The organism is Enterobacter sp. S-33, from assembly GCF_028735835.1.
Classification (GTDB): domain Bacteria; phylum Pseudomonadota; class Gammaproteobacteria; order Enterobacterales; family Enterobacteriaceae; genus Enterobacter; species Enterobacter vonholyi.
Genome location: NZ_CP117838.1, coordinates 3,846,204 through 3,859,379 on the forward strand (window position 1 = coordinate 3,846,204; position 13,176 = coordinate 3,859,379).

The 13,176-nt window shown below is 56.3% G+C and carries 17 protein-coding genes; 13 read left to right on the top strand and 4 right to left on the bottom strand.

The features are described from left to right. Window positions 1-5: 5 nt before the first annotated feature. Both yqgB and PUP35_RS22055 read right to left on the bottom strand, forming a co-directional pair. Window positions 6-137, bottom strand: coding sequence for an acid stress response protein YqgB (gene yqgB / locus PUP35_RS18145; RefSeq protein ID WP_127312443.1), 132 nt, complete (start codon window positions 135-137; stop codon window positions 6-8). A 94-nt stretch (window positions 138-231) separates the two neighbouring features. After that, entirely contained in the window at window positions 232-375 is a 144-nt protein-coding gene (locus PUP35_RS22055) for a hypothetical protein (protein WP_441315739.1), read from the bottom strand. A 425-nt stretch (window positions 376-800) separates the two neighbouring features. Between PUP35_RS22055 and metK the strand changes: the two genes are divergently transcribed. The 8 genes from metK to ruvX all read left to right on the top strand — a co-directional run bounded on the left by metK (window position 801) and on the right by ruvX (window position 7,884). Then, on the top strand, window positions 801-1,955 hold the full coding sequence (gene metK, locus PUP35_RS18155) for a methionine adenosyltransferase (RefSeq protein WP_014885184.1): 1,155 nt from the start codon (window positions 801-803) through the stop codon (window positions 1,953-1,955). A gap of 359 nt (window positions 1,956-2,314) precedes the next feature. Continuing rightward, window positions 2,315-3,712: a galactose/proton symporter gene (gene galP / locus PUP35_RS18160; protein WP_111963220.1), complete on the top strand. Its 1,398-nt coding sequence runs from the start codon at window positions 2,315-2,317 to the stop codon at window positions 3,710-3,712. A gap of 58 nt (window positions 3,713-3,770) precedes the next feature. After that, on the top strand, window positions 3,771-4,268 hold the full coding sequence (locus PUP35_RS18165) for a SprT family zinc-dependent metalloprotease (RefSeq protein WP_021242073.1): 498 nt from the start codon (window positions 3,771-3,773) through the stop codon (window positions 4,266-4,268). 94 nt (window positions 4,269-4,362) lie between these two features. Next, on the top strand, window positions 4,363-5,070 hold the full coding sequence (gene endA, locus PUP35_RS18170) for a deoxyribonuclease I (RefSeq protein ID WP_274240778.1): 708 nt from the start codon (window positions 4,363-4,365) through the stop codon (window positions 5,068-5,070). A 51-nt stretch (window positions 5,071-5,121) separates the two neighbouring features. After that, window positions 5,122-5,853, top strand: coding sequence for a 16S rRNA (uracil(1498)-N(3))-methyltransferase (gene rsmE / locus PUP35_RS18175; RefSeq protein ID WP_021242075.1), 732 nt, complete (start codon window positions 5,122-5,124; stop codon window positions 5,851-5,853). 19 nt (window positions 5,854-5,872) lie between these two features. Beyond that, window positions 5,873-6,820, top strand: coding sequence for a glutathione synthase (gene gshB, locus PUP35_RS18180; RefSeq protein ID WP_274240779.1), 948 nt, complete (start codon window positions 5,873-5,875; stop codon window positions 6,818-6,820). Window positions 6,821-6,907: 87 nt separating this feature from the next. Further along, entirely contained in the window at window positions 6,908-7,468 is a 561-nt protein-coding gene (locus PUP35_RS18185; protein WP_020883695.1) for a YqgE/AlgH family protein, read from the top strand. After that, window positions 7,468-7,884, top strand: coding sequence for a Holliday junction resolvase RuvX (gene ruvX / locus PUP35_RS18190; RefSeq protein WP_127732267.1), 417 nt, complete (start codon window positions 7,468-7,470; stop codon window positions 7,882-7,884). The genes PUP35_RS18185 and ruvX overlap by 1 nt, the downstream gene beginning before the upstream one ends. 9 nt (window positions 7,885-7,893) lie before the next feature. Here ruvX and PUP35_RS18195 read toward each other — a convergent pair whose 3' ends face one another. Continuing rightward, window positions 7,894-8,874, bottom strand: a complete 981-nt coding sequence (locus PUP35_RS18195; RefSeq protein ID WP_274240780.1) for a type IV pilus twitching motility protein PilT — start codon at window positions 8,872-8,874, stop codon at window positions 7,894-7,896. Between the two features lie 17 nt (window positions 8,875-8,891). Between PUP35_RS18195 and PUP35_RS18200 the strand changes: the two genes are divergently transcribed. From PUP35_RS18200 to hemW, 5 genes are read left to right on the top strand one after another with little or no spacing between them, the layout of a single operon-like run. Further along, on the top strand, window positions 8,892-9,593 hold the full coding sequence (locus tag PUP35_RS18200; protein WP_274240781.1) for a YggS family pyridoxal phosphate-dependent enzyme: 702 nt from the start codon (window positions 8,892-8,894) through the stop codon (window positions 9,591-9,593). 21 nt (window positions 9,594-9,614) lie between these two features. After that, window positions 9,615-10,181, top strand: a complete 567-nt coding sequence (locus tag PUP35_RS18205) for a YggT family protein (RefSeq protein WP_111963226.1) — start codon at window positions 9,615-9,617, stop codon at window positions 10,179-10,181. Beyond that, complete coding sequence (gene yggU, locus PUP35_RS18210; protein WP_023309131.1) at window positions 10,178-10,474, top strand: DUF167 family protein YggU; 297 nt, start codon at window positions 10,178-10,180, stop codon at window positions 10,472-10,474. The genes PUP35_RS18205 and yggU overlap by 4 nt, the downstream gene beginning before the upstream one ends. A 3-nt stretch (window positions 10,475-10,477) precedes the next feature. Further along, window positions 10,478-11,071: an XTP/dITP diphosphatase gene (locus PUP35_RS18215; protein ID WP_136195092.1), complete on the top strand. Its 594-nt coding sequence runs from the start codon at window positions 10,478-10,480 to the stop codon at window positions 11,069-11,071. Further along, a complete protein-coding gene (gene hemW / locus PUP35_RS18220) occupies window positions 11,064-12,206 on the top strand; it encodes a radical SAM family heme chaperone HemW (protein ID WP_274240782.1) in 1,143 nt (380 codons plus the stop codon). Before PUP35_RS18215 ends, hemW begins: the two co-directional genes overlap by 8 nt. A gap of 208 nt (window positions 12,207-12,414) precedes the next feature. Here the strand turns inward: hemW and PUP35_RS18225 are convergent, their stop codons facing one another. Further along, window positions 12,415-13,131 carry a DUF2884 domain-containing protein gene (locus PUP35_RS18225; protein WP_008499762.1) on the bottom strand — a complete coding sequence of 239 codons (717 nt, stop codon included), beginning with the start codon at window positions 13,129-13,131 and terminating at the stop codon, window positions 12,415-12,417. Window positions 13,132-13,176 lie beyond the last annotated feature (45 nt).

Below are 13,176 nucleotides of genomic sequence, written 5' to 3' on the forward strand. Positions count from 1 at the left end.
GAACCTCAACTCTTTGTATTAAGTGTAAAACAGTTGACTACTATCGCAGCGTTATACGGCGATAACAACCCATAAACGGCTCCGTTTCCCAGCAGAGTATGCTGAAATCCAGACCGTGCGACCGGTTTCTTATTCATATCATTGTAAAACACGTATCCGAACTCTGTATGACAAGGTTCGGCGAAACCACGAGAAAACTCTTGTATTAACAAGAGCGCCCTTGTTCAGTTTTCACAAAGCGTGACCGGCCCTGGAATCCTGAGAAGCGCCGAGATGGGTATAACATCGGCAGGTTTGCAGACTAAAAATGCGGGTTGCGGGAATCAAATGCACGCCAGAACGGCTGCGCTGAATTAGCGGAAAACGATGGTTCATTATCTCGTATCACCTCCACGGCCGCTTCTGCTGAAACGGACCCCAAGCCAAAGCTAAAAGTTCACTGCTTAACCCGGCTGGAAGTGGCGACACGATGAGTTCATCGAGCGCTTATTTTATATGAGCCGCGCGCCGCGTTTTATACCGAGAAGGGGGCTAAAAAGCAAAACAAAAATGCGCGTGTTGCCGGGGCCGTCAGGAATTATTGCCAGCAGCAATTTCAACTGAGTGAGAGGTTAGTCAAAAAAAACTGGAAATCGGGCGAAGAAGTGACCTAAAATAGCCATCCAGATGTTAATCCATCTATACTGATTAACACTCATACTGCCAGTGTCAAAAACCTGCAGGCCTTGGTAGAATTATCTCCTTTGGCTATTCCACACAGCAGCTTGAGCTAACCAAATTCCTCTTAGGTGAAATAAAACATGGCAAAACACCTGTTTACGTCCGAGTCCGTATCAGAAGGACATCCTGATAAAATTGCTGACCAAATCTCCGATGCGGTGCTGGATGCGATCCTGGCGCAGGATCCTAAAGCGCGCGTAGCGTGCGAAACCTATGTCAAAACCGGCATGGTTCTGGTTGGCGGTGAGATCACCACCAGCGCATGGGTTGATATCGAAGAGATCACTCGTAACACGGTGCGTGAGATCGGCTATGTGCATTCTGATATGGGTTTTGATGCCAACTCCTGCGCGGTACTGAGCGCAATTGGCAAACAGTCTCCGGATATCAACCAGGGCGTTGACCGTGCCGATCCGCTGGAACAGGGCGCGGGCGACCAGGGTCTGATGTTCGGCTATGCAACCAACGAAACCGACGTGCTGATGCCTGCACCGGTCACCTACGCACACCGTCTGGTGCAGCGTCAGGCAGAAGTGCGTAAAAACGGCACCCTGCCGTGGCTGCGCCCGGATGCGAAAAGCCAGGTCACCTTCCAGTATGACGACGGCAAAATCGTCGGGATTGACGCGGTGGTTCTGTCTACCCAGCATTCCGAAGAAATCGATCAGAAATCCCTGCAGGAAGCAGTGATGGAAGAGATCATCAAGCCGGTTCTGCCTACCGAATGGCTGAGCTCTGCGACCAAATTCTTCATCAACCCAACCGGACGCTTTGTTATCGGCGGCCCAATGGGTGACTGCGGTCTGACAGGTCGTAAAATCATCGTTGATACCTACGGCGGCATGGCGCGTCACGGTGGCGGTGCGTTCTCCGGTAAAGATCCGTCTAAAGTTGACCGTTCTGCGGCGTACGCGGCACGTTATGTGGCGAAAAACATCGTTGCTGCCGGCCTGGCTGACCGCTGTGAGATTCAGGTCTCCTACGCAATCGGCGTGGCTGAACCCACCTCCATCATGGTTGAAACCTTTGGTACCGAGAAAGTGCCTTCAGAACAGCTGACGCTGCTGGTACGCGAGTTCTTCGACCTGCGTCCATACGGCCTGATTCAGATGCTGGATCTGCTGCACCCTATCTATAAAGAAACCGCTGCATACGGTCACTTTGGTCGTGAACATTTCCCATGGGAAAAAACCGACAAAGCCGCTCTGCTGCGTGAAGCTGCCGGTCTGAAGTAATCGACTGATATCGCTTTTAAAAGGCCAGCCTTCGGGCTGGCCTTTTTTTGTCGGATGGCGGCTGAAAGGTGTACCCTTTGGAACCGATTACACCGCACCGACACGAATGCGCTTTCAGAATATTCTCTTTGCATGTTCGCCTTTCTTCTGCTGTTACATTCCCTTTCAGTTAAGTCTGAAATGTGTCCTTTCGCGATGCATATCACCTCATTTACCTCTATATTTTCAAAGCTTTAATTTTATTTACGGTTGCAAAGCTGTGTAACCGATTACACCTATGTGATTAATCTCACATATTTTTGTGGGTCGCTCACCTACCCTTAACATCAATAAAACTGATAACCCAACTGGAGGGCATAATGCCTGACAATAAAAAACAGGGGCGTACGTCCAACAAGGCGATGACATTCTTCGTCTGTTTCCTCGCCGCCCTGGCAGGATTACTTTTTGGCCTGGATATCGGCGTGATTGCCGGTGCATTACCTTTCATTACAGAAGAGTTCCAGATCAGCGCTCACACCCAGGAGTGGGTGGTTAGCTCAATGATGTTTGGCGCGGCCGTCGGGGCCGTCGGCAGCGGCTGGCTCTCCTTTAAGCTCGGACGTAAAAAGAGCCTGATGATCGGCGCGATCCTGTTCGTTGCCGGCTCACTCTTCTCTGCCGCAGCGCCTAACGTTGAGGTCCTGCTGGTTTCCCGCGTGCTGCTTGGTCTGGCCGTGGGCGTGGCGTCCTATACCGCCCCGCTTTACCTGTCTGAAATTGCGCCGGAGAAAATCCGCGGCAGTATGATTTCCATGTACCAGCTGATGATCACCATTGGTATCCTGGGCGCGTACCTTTCCGATACGGCGTTTAGCTACAGCGGCGCATGGCGCTGGATGCTCGGCGTGATCATCATCCCTGCGGTTCTGCTGCTGATTGGCGTCTTCTTCCTGCCGGACAGCCCTCGCTGGTTTGCTGCAAAACGTCGATTCCACGATGCAGAACGCGTGCTGATGCGCCTGCGCGATACCAGCGCGGAAGCGAAAAACGAGCTGGAAGAGATCCGCGAAAGCCTGAAGGTCAAACAGTCCGGCTGGGCGCTGTTTAAAGAGAACAGCAACTTCCGTCGCGCCGTTTTCCTCGGCGTACTGCTGCAGGTGATGCAGCAGTTCACGGGGATGAACGTCATCATGTACTACGCGCCCAAAATCTTTGAGCTGGCGGGTTATACCAACACCACCGAGCAGATGTGGGGGACCGTCATCGTGGGTCTGACCAACGTGCTGGCGACCTTTATCGCCATCGGTCTGGTGGACCGCTGGGGACGTAAGCCAACCCTGACGCTGGGCTTCCTGGTGATGGCGGCCGGTATGGGCGTCCTCGGTACCATGATGCATGTGGGCATTCACTCCCCAACCGCCCAGTACTTTGCGGTAGGCATGCTGCTGATGTTTATCGTCGGGTTTGCGATGAGCGCCGGTCCGCTGATCTGGGTGCTGTGCTCTGAGATCCAGCCGCTGAAAGGACGTGATTTTGGCATCACCTGCTCTACCGCAACCAACTGGATTGCCAACATGATCGTCGGCGCAACGTTCCTGACCATGCTCAATACCCTGGGCAACGCGAACACCTTCTGGGTCTACGCCGGTCTGAACATCTTCTTTATTGTGCTGACCATCTGGCTGGTTCCAGAAACCAAACATGTGTCCCTGGAACATATTGAACGTAATCTGATGAAAGGTCGTCCTCTGCGCGAAATCGGCGCCCACGACTAATCCTCACTCGGGAGGTGCCTCTTGCACCTCCCCGCTTCGCGCTTTATGCTCTGCCCCTATGAAAGCACCCCGTCTCCCCATCGCCATTCAGCAGGCCGTTATGCGCAGCCTGCGGGAAAAGCTCGCCCAGGCGAACCTGAAGCTTGGGCGCAACTACCCTGAACCCAAACTCGTTTACCAGCAGCGTGGCACCTCGGCCGGTACCGCCTGGCTCGAGTCGTATGAAATCCGCCTTAACCCGGTGCTGATGATGGAAAACCAGCAGGCGTTTATCGATGAAGTGGTGCCGCACGAGCTGGCGCATCTGCTGGTGTGGAAGCACTTCGGGCGCGTCGCCCCCCACGGAAAAGAGTGGAAGTGGATGATGGAGGCGGTGCTCGGCGTTCCGGCGCGCCGTACCCACCAGTTCGAGCTGGAGTCGGTGCGCCGCAATACCTTCCCCTACCGCTGTCAGTGCCAGCAGCACCAGCTTACCGTCCGTCGCCATAATCGCGTGGTGCGCGGCGAGGCGACCTACCGCTGCGTCAAATGCGGCGAGCCGCTGGTTGCGGAATAATCATCTGAACTTTCAGGAACTTTCCTGATCTGACTGATTGCATACAGGAACAACATTCGTTACGTTGCGGGCTCGTTTTGACACGGAGTGTAAGATGTCCCGTAATTTTTCTCTCGCGGTCGCCTTTCTGACGACGGCGTTCTCAGGCCATGCTCTGGCCGACGGTATCAACAGTTTTTCCCAGGCCAAGGCCGCAGGCGTGAAGGTGAACGCCGATGTGCCGGGCGATTTCTACTGCGGCTGTAAAATTAACTGGCAGGGTAAAAAAGGGGTCGTTGACCTTGAATCCTGCGGCTACAAGGTGCGTAAAAACGAAAACCGCGCCAGCCGTATTGAATGGGAGCATGTCGTTCCGGCCTGGCAGTTTGGCCACCAGCGCCAGTGCTGGCAGGATGGCGGACGTAAAAACTGCGCCAAAGACCCGGTTTATCGCCAGATGGAAAGCGACATGCATAACCTGCAGCCCGCGGTGGGCGAAGTGAACGGCGACCGGGGTAACTTCATGTACAGCCAGTGGAACGGTGGCGAAGGCCAGTACGGCCAGTGCGGTATGAAGATTGATTTTAAAGAGAAAGTCGCCGAGCCCCCTGCCCGCGCGCGCGGCAGCATTGCCCGTACCTACTTCTATATGCGCGACCGTTACGATCTCAACCTCTCCCGCCAGCAGACGCAGCTGTTCAACGCCTGGGACAAGCAGTATCCGGTGACGGAGTGGGAATGCCAGCGCGACGACCGTATCGCCAGAGTCCAGGGGAATCACAACCCTTACGTCCAGCGGGCTTGCCAGGCGCAAAAGAGCTAACCTACACTACGGCAATTCGCTTATATCGCATGACACATGGAATTTCTGACTATGCGCATTCCCCGCATTTACCACCCTGAACTGATTACCGCAGGCCGCGAAATCGCCCTGTCTGATGACGCCGCCAACCACGTTGGCCGCGTGCTGCGCATGGGCGCCGGTCAGGCAATCCAGCTGTTCGACGGCTCGAACCAGGTGTTCGACGCCGAAATTACGCGGGCAGATAAAAAAAGCGTACACGTGAACGTCCTGCGCGGTGAAGTGGATGACCGGGAATCACCGCTGCACATTCATCTGGGCCAGGTCATGTCGCGCGGTGAGAAAATGGAGTTCACCATTCAGAAATCCATTGAACTGGGTGTAAGCCTCATTACGCCACTTTTTTCTGAGCGCTGTGGCGTTAAACTGGACGCGGAACGTCTGAACAAAAAGATCCAGCAGTGGCAGAAAATTGCCATTGCTGCTTGCGAACAGAGTGGCCGGAACCGTATTCCGGAGATCCGCCCGGCGATGGATCTGGAGGAATGGTGTGCAGAAGAGGACAGTGGGCTGAAGCTCAATCTTCATCCGCGCGCCAGCGCCAGCATCAATACGCTACCGCTGCCCGTTGAGCGCGTTCGCCTGCTGATTGGCCCCGAAGGCGGCCTGTCGGCGGACGAAATTGCGATGACGGCACGTTACCAGTTTACTGATATTCTGTTGGGACCTCGCGTTCTGCGCACTGAGACAACGGCACTCACGGCCATTACCGCGCTACAGGTACGGTTTGGCGATCTGGGTTGAAGCATTAACGGAGAAGAACATGATCAAGCTCGGCATCGTGATGGACCCCATCGCAAACATTAACATCAAGAAAGATTCCAGCTTCGCCATGCTGCTGGAAGCGCAGCGTCGCGGCTATGAACTCCACTATATGGAGATGAACGATCTTTACCTGATCAACGGTGAAGCCCGCGCCCGCACCCGCATCGTTAACGTCGAGCAGAACTACGACAAATGGTACGAATTCGGCACCGAACAGGACATTGCGCTTGCCGATCTCAACGTCATCCTGATGCGTAAAGATCCGCCATTCGACACTGAATACATCTACTGCACCTATATTCTCGAACGCGCAGAAGAGAAAGGAACGCTGATCGTCAACAAGCCGCAGAGCCTGCGCGACTGCAACGAGAAGCTCTACACCGCCTGGTTCTCTGACCTGACGCCGGAAACGCTGGTGACCCGCAGCAAAGCTCAGCTGAAGGAATTCTGGCAGAAGCACGGCGACATCATCATGAAGCCGCTGGACGGCATGGGCGGTGCGTCGATTTTCCGCGTGAAAGAGAGCGACCCGAACATTGGCGTGATTGCCGAGACCCTGACCGAGCTGGGCACGCGTTACTGCATGGCGCAGAACTATATTCCGGCGATCAAAGACGGCGACAAACGCGTTCTGGTCGTGGATGGCGAACCGGTTCCTTACTGCCTGGCGCGTATCCCGCAGGGTGGTGAAACCCGCGGTAATCTGGCCGCCGGTGGCCGCGGCGAACCGCGTCCGCTGACCGAAAGCGACTGGGAAATTGCCAGCCGCGTTGGCCCGACGCTGAAAGCCAAAGGCCTGATCTTCGTTGGCCTGGATATCATCGGCGATCGTCTGACCGAAGTGAACGTCACCAGCCCGACCTGCATTCGTGAAATTGAGGCTGAATTCCCGATTTCGATCACCGGAATGCTGATGGACGCTATCGAAAAACGTTTACAGAAATAACCTAACAATACTATTAGTGACAGCGCCTGTGTTTGTCCCCATACTGGGCGCTGTCGCTTTTTAAACCAGGAAACAGTACCTCTGACAATGAATTTACAGCATCACTTTCTTATTGCCATGCCTGCTCTCCAGGACCCGATTTTTCGCCGCGCCGTGGTTTATATTTGTGAATACAATGAAGACGGCGCGATGGGTATTATCATTAATAAACCGCTGGAAAATCTTCAGGTTGAAGGAATTCTGGACAAGCTGAAAATCTCGGCTGAAGAGCGCCTGCCGGAAATACGGCTTGATAAACCTGTGATGCTGGGCGGACCTCTTGCAGAAGATCGCGGTTTTATCCTGCATACGCCGCCGGTGTTCTCTTCCAGTATTCGAATTTCGGATAACACCGTCATCACCACCTCGCGTGACGTGCTCGAAACGCTGGGTACCGCAGAGCAGCCTTCTGAAGTGCTGGTGGCGTTAGGCTATTCGTCCTGGGAGAAAGGCCAGCTTGAGCAGGAGATCCTCGATAACGCATGGCTTACCGCGCCTGCGGACATGAATATCCTGTTTAAAACCCCCATCGCCGATCGCTGGCGTGACGCGGCGAAGCTGATTGGTATTGATATCCTGACCATGCCTGGCGTAGCGGGGCACGCCTGATGAGCGGAACGCTTCTGGCCTTCGATTTTGGCACCAAAAGCATTGGCGTCGCCGTGGGGCAGCGCATCACCGGTACCGCGCGTCCGCTTACTGCCCTGAAGGCCAACGACGGTACGCCGGACTGGAATCTCATTGAGCGCCTGCTCAAGGAGTGGCAGCCGGATGACATTATTGTTGGGCTGCCGCTGAACATGGACGGTACCGAACAGCCGCTTACCGCCCGGGCGCGAAAGTTCGCCAATAAAATCCATGGCCGCTTTGGCGTCTCCGTTAAGCTTCACGACGAGCGTCTTAGCACCGTCGAAGCGCGTGCGGGTCTGTTTGAGCACGGCGGCTTCCGGGCGCTCAACAAAGGCAGCGTGGACTCCGCTTCTGCCGTGATTATCCTCGAAAGCTATTTCGAACAGGGCTTTTAAGCACGGGGCCTACAGCCGCCCCTGCGCCCGTCTCTCCGCCAGGCTCTGGTTAAAGTTCTGCATTCCTGCCTGCAGACCGGTTTGGATGATGCCGGGCAGTTGCCACGTTTTCCCTTCACGAATAAGATTTGCCGCCGCAGCGGTGTTCACCAGCAGTTCATACAGCGCGACGCGGCCGTCCTGCAGATCGGGAAGCAGCTTCTGCGCCAGCACTGCCCGGAGGCTGCCGGCCAGCTGGTTACGCACCGGATCTTTCTCCTGCGCCGGGAACGTATCGACCAGCCGTTCAATCGCCTGCGATGCCCCGCGCGTATGCAGCGTCGCCAGCACCAGATGTCCGGTTTCCGCCGCCGTTAGCGCCAGGCGGACCGTTTCGCTGTCGCGCAGCTCCCCCAGCAAAATAACGTCCGGATCCTGGCGTAAGGCGCTGCGCAGCGCGTCGGCAAATGACGGGCTGTGCTGGCCAATCTCCCGCTGCTGGATCAGGCAACGCTCGCTCTGGTAGATAAACTCCACCGGATCTTCAAGCGTGAGGATATGGCCGTCAGTATGGTGGTTGAGAAAATCGACCATCGCCGCCAGCGTAGTGGATTTGCCGCTGCCGGTCGCCCCGGTGACCAGAATCAGCCCGGCGTCATTGGATAACAGTTCCGGGATTGCCCGCGGCGCGCCCAGCGTAGCGAGCTGCGGACAGGTACGCGGCAACAGCCGCAGCGTCAAAGAGACACCTCTCATCTGCTTAAAGGCACTCCCGCGCAGACGCTGGCCTCCCGTTACCGTCGCGGCAAAATCCACCTGTCCATTTGCCCACCATGTTCCCTGCTGCTCATCGTTGAGCCACGCTTTTAACAACGCCCCGACGTCAGGAGGAGGAAACGGTGCCGGTTCAAGGCGGCCCGTTCTGCGCCAGCGGGGTGGCGAATCACTGCACAGGTGTAGATCGGAGACGTTATGCTTTACACTAAGGGCCACAATTTCTTCCACATCCATAGACTACTCCTCGGAAAATGAACGACATTGCGCATAACCTGGCACAGGTCCGGGACAAAATCTCAGCCGCCGCAACGCGTTGCGGCCGGGCTTCAGAAGAAATTACGCTGCTTGCAGTCAGCAAAACCAAGCCTGCGAGTGCCATCGCAGAAGCTATTGACGCAGGCCAACGCGCGTTTGGTGAAAACTACGTCCAGGAAGGCGTGGATAAAATTCGTTCCTTCCAGGAACAGGGGAATACGGATCTGCAGTGGCACTTTATTGGTCCACTGCAGTCGAACAAAAGCCGTCTGGTGGCGGAGCACTTTGACTGGTGCCATACCGTTGACCGTCTGCGCATTGCGACACGCCTGAACGACCAGCGTCCGTCAGAGATGCAAGCGCTTAACGTGCTGATTCAAATCAACATCAGCGATGAAAACAGCAAGTCCGGCATTGCGCTGAGCGAGCTGGATGCGCTGGCAGCCGAAGTGGCCGCCCTGCCGCGCCTAACCCTGCGCGGGCTGATGGCAATTCCGGCGCCTGAGTCAAGTTATGAAAGGCAGTTTGCCGTGGCACAGCAAATGGCTGTAGCATTTGAGGCGCTTAAAGCGCGCTATTACACGGTAGACACGCTTTCTCTGGGCATGTCGGACGATATGGAAGCCGCCATCGCGGCAGGCAGCACTATGGTGCGCATCGGCACGGCAATTTTCGGTGCGCGCGACTACTCAAAATAATAAGGAAACCTGAGGAACGCCATGAAGACGTTGACTTTCCTGCTCTCAACTGTGCTTGAGCTGTATACGATGGCGCTTTTGCTGCGCGTCTGGATGCAGTGGGCCCGCTGTGATTTTTACAATCCGTTCTCGCAGTTTGTCGTGAAAATCACGCAGCCTGTTGTCGGACCGCTGCGTCGTATTATCCCGGCGATGGGTCCCATCGACAGTTCGTCTCTGCTGGTAGCGTTTATTCTTAGCGTGATCAAAGCGATCGTGCTGTTTATGGTCATCACCTTCCAGCCGATTATCTGGATTGCTGCGGTCCTGATTTTAATCAAAACCGTCGGTCTGCTGATTTTTTGGGTGCTGCTGGTCATGGCCATCATGAGCTGGGTAAGCCAGGGCCGTAGTCCGGTAGAATATGCGCTGATCCAACTGGCCGAACCGCTGCTGCGCCCGATTCGCAACCTGCTGCCTTCGATGGGCGGTATTGATTTCTCGCCGATGATCCTGGTACTGCTGCTCTATGTGGTCAACATGGGGATCGCTGAGCTGCTGCAGTCCACGGGCAATATGCTGCTGCCGGGGCTGTGGATGGCGCTATGAGTGCAGTAAGCACCTGCGCTGACGGGCTGGTTTTGCGGCTGTATATTCAGCCCAAAGCCAGCCGTGACGGTATTGTTGGGCTGCATGGCGACGAGTTAAAAGTCGCCATCACCGCCCCGCCGGTTGACGGCCAGGCGAACGCGCATCTTACCAAATATCTGGCAAAACAGTTTCGCGTCGCCAAAAGCCAGGTCATCATTGAAAAAGGTGAACTTGGGCGACATAAACAGGTAAAAATCCTTAATCCGCAATCTATCCCGACGGAAGTCGCGGCACTGAAAGAACAGGACTAAACCATGCAGAAAGTTGTTCTCGCGACCGGCAACGCCGGTAAAGTGCGCGAGCTGGCCTCGCTATTAAATGATTTTGGTCTGGACGTGGTCGCCCAGACCGATCTTGGCGTGGATTCCGCCGAAGAGACGGGGCTGACGTTTATCGAAAACGCGATCCTGAAAGCGCGTCACGCCGCGCAGATTACCGGCCTGCCCGCGATTGCTGACGACTCCGGCCTGGCCGTGGATTTTCTCGGCGGCGCACCGGGGATTTACTCCGCGCGCTATTCCGGCGTTGACGCCACCGACCAGCAGAATCTGGAAAAGCTGCTTGTCGCCCTTAAAGACGTACCGGACGAACAGCGCTCCGCGCAGTTCCACTGCGTACTGGTCTATATGCGTCACGCGGAAGACCCTACTCCGATCGTCTGCCACGGCAGCTGGCCGGGCGTGATTACTCGTGAAGCGGCTGGCAACGGCGGCTTTGGCTACGATCCGATTTTCTTTGTCCCGACCGAGGGCAAAACCGCTGCGGAACTGACCCGCGAAGAGAAAAGCGCGATATCCCACCGTGGACGCGCGCTGAAACTGTTACTGGAAGCACTGCGTAATGGCTAATTTGCCGCCTCTGAGTCTTTATATTCACATCCCGTGGTGCGTGCAGAAATGCCCGTACTGCGATTTCAACTCGCACGCGCTGAAGGGCGAAGTGCCGCACGATGACTACGTTGCGCATCTGCTGGCCGACCTGGACGCCGATGTACCTTACGCACAGGGACGTGAAGTTAAGACCATTTTCATAGGTGGCGGTACGCCGAGCCTGCTGTCAGGCCCGGCGATGCAAACGCTGCTGGACGGCGTGCGTGCGCGCCTGAACCTGGCAGCGGATGCTGAAATCACGATGGAAGCCAACCCCGGTACCGTTGAGGCCGACCGTTTTGTCGACTATCAGCGCGCGGGCGTGAACCGCATCTCCATCGGCGTGCAGAGCTTTAGCGAGCCGAAACTGAAGCGCCTGGGGCGTATTCACGGCCCAGAAGAGGCGAAGCGCGCGGCATACCTGGCGACCGGTCTGGGCCTGCGCAGCTTTAACCTGGATTTGATGCACGGCCTGCCGGATCAGTCGCTGGAAGAGGCGCTGGACGACCTGCGCCAGGCGATCGAACTGAACCCGCCGCACCTGTCGTGGTACCAGCTCACCATCGAGCCCAACACCCTGTTTGGCTCGCGTCCGCCGGTGCTGCCGGATGACGACGCGCTGTGGGATATCTTCGAGCAGGGTCACAGGCTTTTAACCGCTGCGGGCTATCAGCAGTACGAAACGTCGGCGTATGCAAAGCCGGGCTACCAGTGTCAGCACAACCTGAACTACTGGCGTTTTGGTGACTATCTCGGGATTGGCTGCGGCGCGCACGGCAAGGTGACCTTCCCGGACGGGCGGATTCTGCGTACTGCCAAAACCCGCCACCCGCGCGGGTATATGGAAGGCCGCTACCTGGAGCGCCAGCACGACGTCGAGGCGGCGGATAAGCCGTTTGAGTTCTTTATGAACCGCTTCCGTCTGCTGGAAGCCGCGCCGCGCGCGGAGTTTGCGCTGTACACCGGGCTGGCGGAATCGGTGATTCGCCCGCAGATTGACGAAGCGCTGGCGCAGGGGTATCTCACTGAGAGTGAGGAATACTGGCAGATCACCGAGCACGGCAAGCTGTTCTTAAACTCCCTTCTTGAGCTGTTCCTCGCCGAAGATTCCTGAAGACTGGTTCAGGATTTTGCATCCCGTTCTGCCGGCTGAGGGAAAGGTTGGCAGAGTGTGGGGATGATCGACCTGAAGAGACAGTCGATCACCATGGGTAAAGGATGTTAAAAATTGTTCACCATGTCCCCGGACCGTACACCCTGAAAGGGAGAGGGAGCAAACCATCCCCTCGCCCCTTTGGGGAGAGGGATAGGGTGAGGGGAACTTACTTCAGCGTCCCCACCAGCGCCTTACGGCTGTCTTCCAGCGACACCACGCGCTTACACACGTCTTTGCCGAACTGCTGGAAATCATCTTCCTGGTTCTTCCACTCGTTCTGAATGGAGGTCTGCAGGCCACCCAGACTGCCCAGCACGCCCTGCAGCGGGTTACCGCCGCCTTTCAGCACCGCTTTGGCGCCCATCTCGTTGATGCTGTCCTGCAGGATGCCGCCCATCGCCTGGTTCACCAGCTGCTGCCCGTCGGCACGGACCTGATCGATCGCCTTATAGTGGAACGTCAGGCCGTCGGAGCGCGTCTCGATAATACGGTTCATCTGCTCTTTAAGCTGCTTGTCCAGCTTCGTCAGGCGGGTGCGCATGTTGCTGCTCTCCCCCACCTCTTTGGTGATGATCTTATCCAGCGCCACGCGGCTCTTTTCGACGCGCGTCAGGGCACCTTCATTAATCCACGGCAGCGCGGTACGCAATTCGGACTGGTAGTCTTTCGCCTGCTCGCGCTGTGCGGCAGTCAGGTTGTACTGCTTTCCGTTATAGGTGACGTTCCCTTCTGGCGTAATCACCAGATTGCCGTTCTCGCCTTTGACCTGCACGGTTTGCGGGCTTAACACCACGTCATCACGCGGGGTGACGCTACATTGATAATCCGCATGGGCGGTGAATCCGGTTGCCATCAAAGCAACTGCCAGCAACGTTTTGCGCATCTTAAACACTCCCTCAGACAAAACGGGCCAGCTAATGCTGGCCCC

Coding starts and splice junctions, on each gene's coding strand:
- gshB (WP_274240779.1), top strand. CDS start 5,873: ATGATCAAGCTCGGCATCGTGATGGACCCCATCGCAAACATTAACATC.
- endA (WP_274240778.1), top strand. CDS start 4,363: ATGTCCCGTAATTTTTCTCTCGCGGTCGCCTTTCTGACGACGGCGTTC.
- yqgB (WP_127312443.1), bottom strand. CDS start 137: ATGAATAAGAAACCGGTCGCACGGTCTGGATTTCAGCATACTCTGCTG.
- galP (WP_111963220.1), top strand. CDS start 2,315: ATGCCTGACAATAAAAAACAGGGGCGTACGTCCAACAAGGCGATGACA.
- hemW (WP_274240782.1), top strand. CDS start 11,064: ATGGCTAATTTGCCGCCTCTGAGTCTTTATATTCACATCCCGTGGTGC.
- PUP35_RS18185 (WP_020883695.1), top strand. CDS start 6,908: ATGAATTTACAGCATCACTTTCTTATTGCCATGCCTGCTCTCCAGGAC.
- PUP35_RS22055 (WP_441315739.1), bottom strand. CDS start 375: ATGAACCATCGTTTTCCGCTAATTCAGCGCAGCCGTTCTGGCGTGCAT.
- PUP35_RS18215 (WP_136195092.1), top strand. CDS start 10,478: ATGCAGAAAGTTGTTCTCGCGACCGGCAACGCCGGTAAAGTGCGCGAG.
- ruvX (WP_127732267.1), top strand. CDS start 7,468: ATGAGCGGAACGCTTCTGGCCTTCGATTTTGGCACCAAAAGCATTGGC.
- PUP35_RS18165 (WP_021242073.1), top strand. CDS start 3,771: ATGAAAGCACCCCGTCTCCCCATCGCCATTCAGCAGGCCGTTATGCGC.
- PUP35_RS18200 (WP_274240781.1), top strand. CDS start 8,892: ATGAACGACATTGCGCATAACCTGGCACAGGTCCGGGACAAAATCTCA.
- rsmE (WP_021242075.1), top strand. CDS start 5,122: ATGCGCATTCCCCGCATTTACCACCCTGAACTGATTACCGCAGGCCGC.
- PUP35_RS18195 (WP_274240780.1), bottom strand. CDS start 8,874: ATGGATGTGGAAGAAATTGTGGCCCTTAGTGTAAAGCATAACGTCTCC.
- metK (WP_014885184.1), top strand. CDS start 801: ATGGCAAAACACCTGTTTACGTCCGAGTCCGTATCAGAAGGACATCCT.
- yggU (WP_023309131.1), top strand. CDS start 10,178: ATGAGTGCAGTAAGCACCTGCGCTGACGGGCTGGTTTTGCGGCTGTAT.
- PUP35_RS18205 (WP_111963226.1), top strand. CDS start 9,615: ATGAAGACGTTGACTTTCCTGCTCTCAACTGTGCTTGAGCTGTATACG.
- PUP35_RS18225 (WP_008499762.1), bottom strand. CDS start 13,131: ATGCGCAAAACGTTGCTGGCAGTTGCTTTGATGGCAACCGGATTCACC.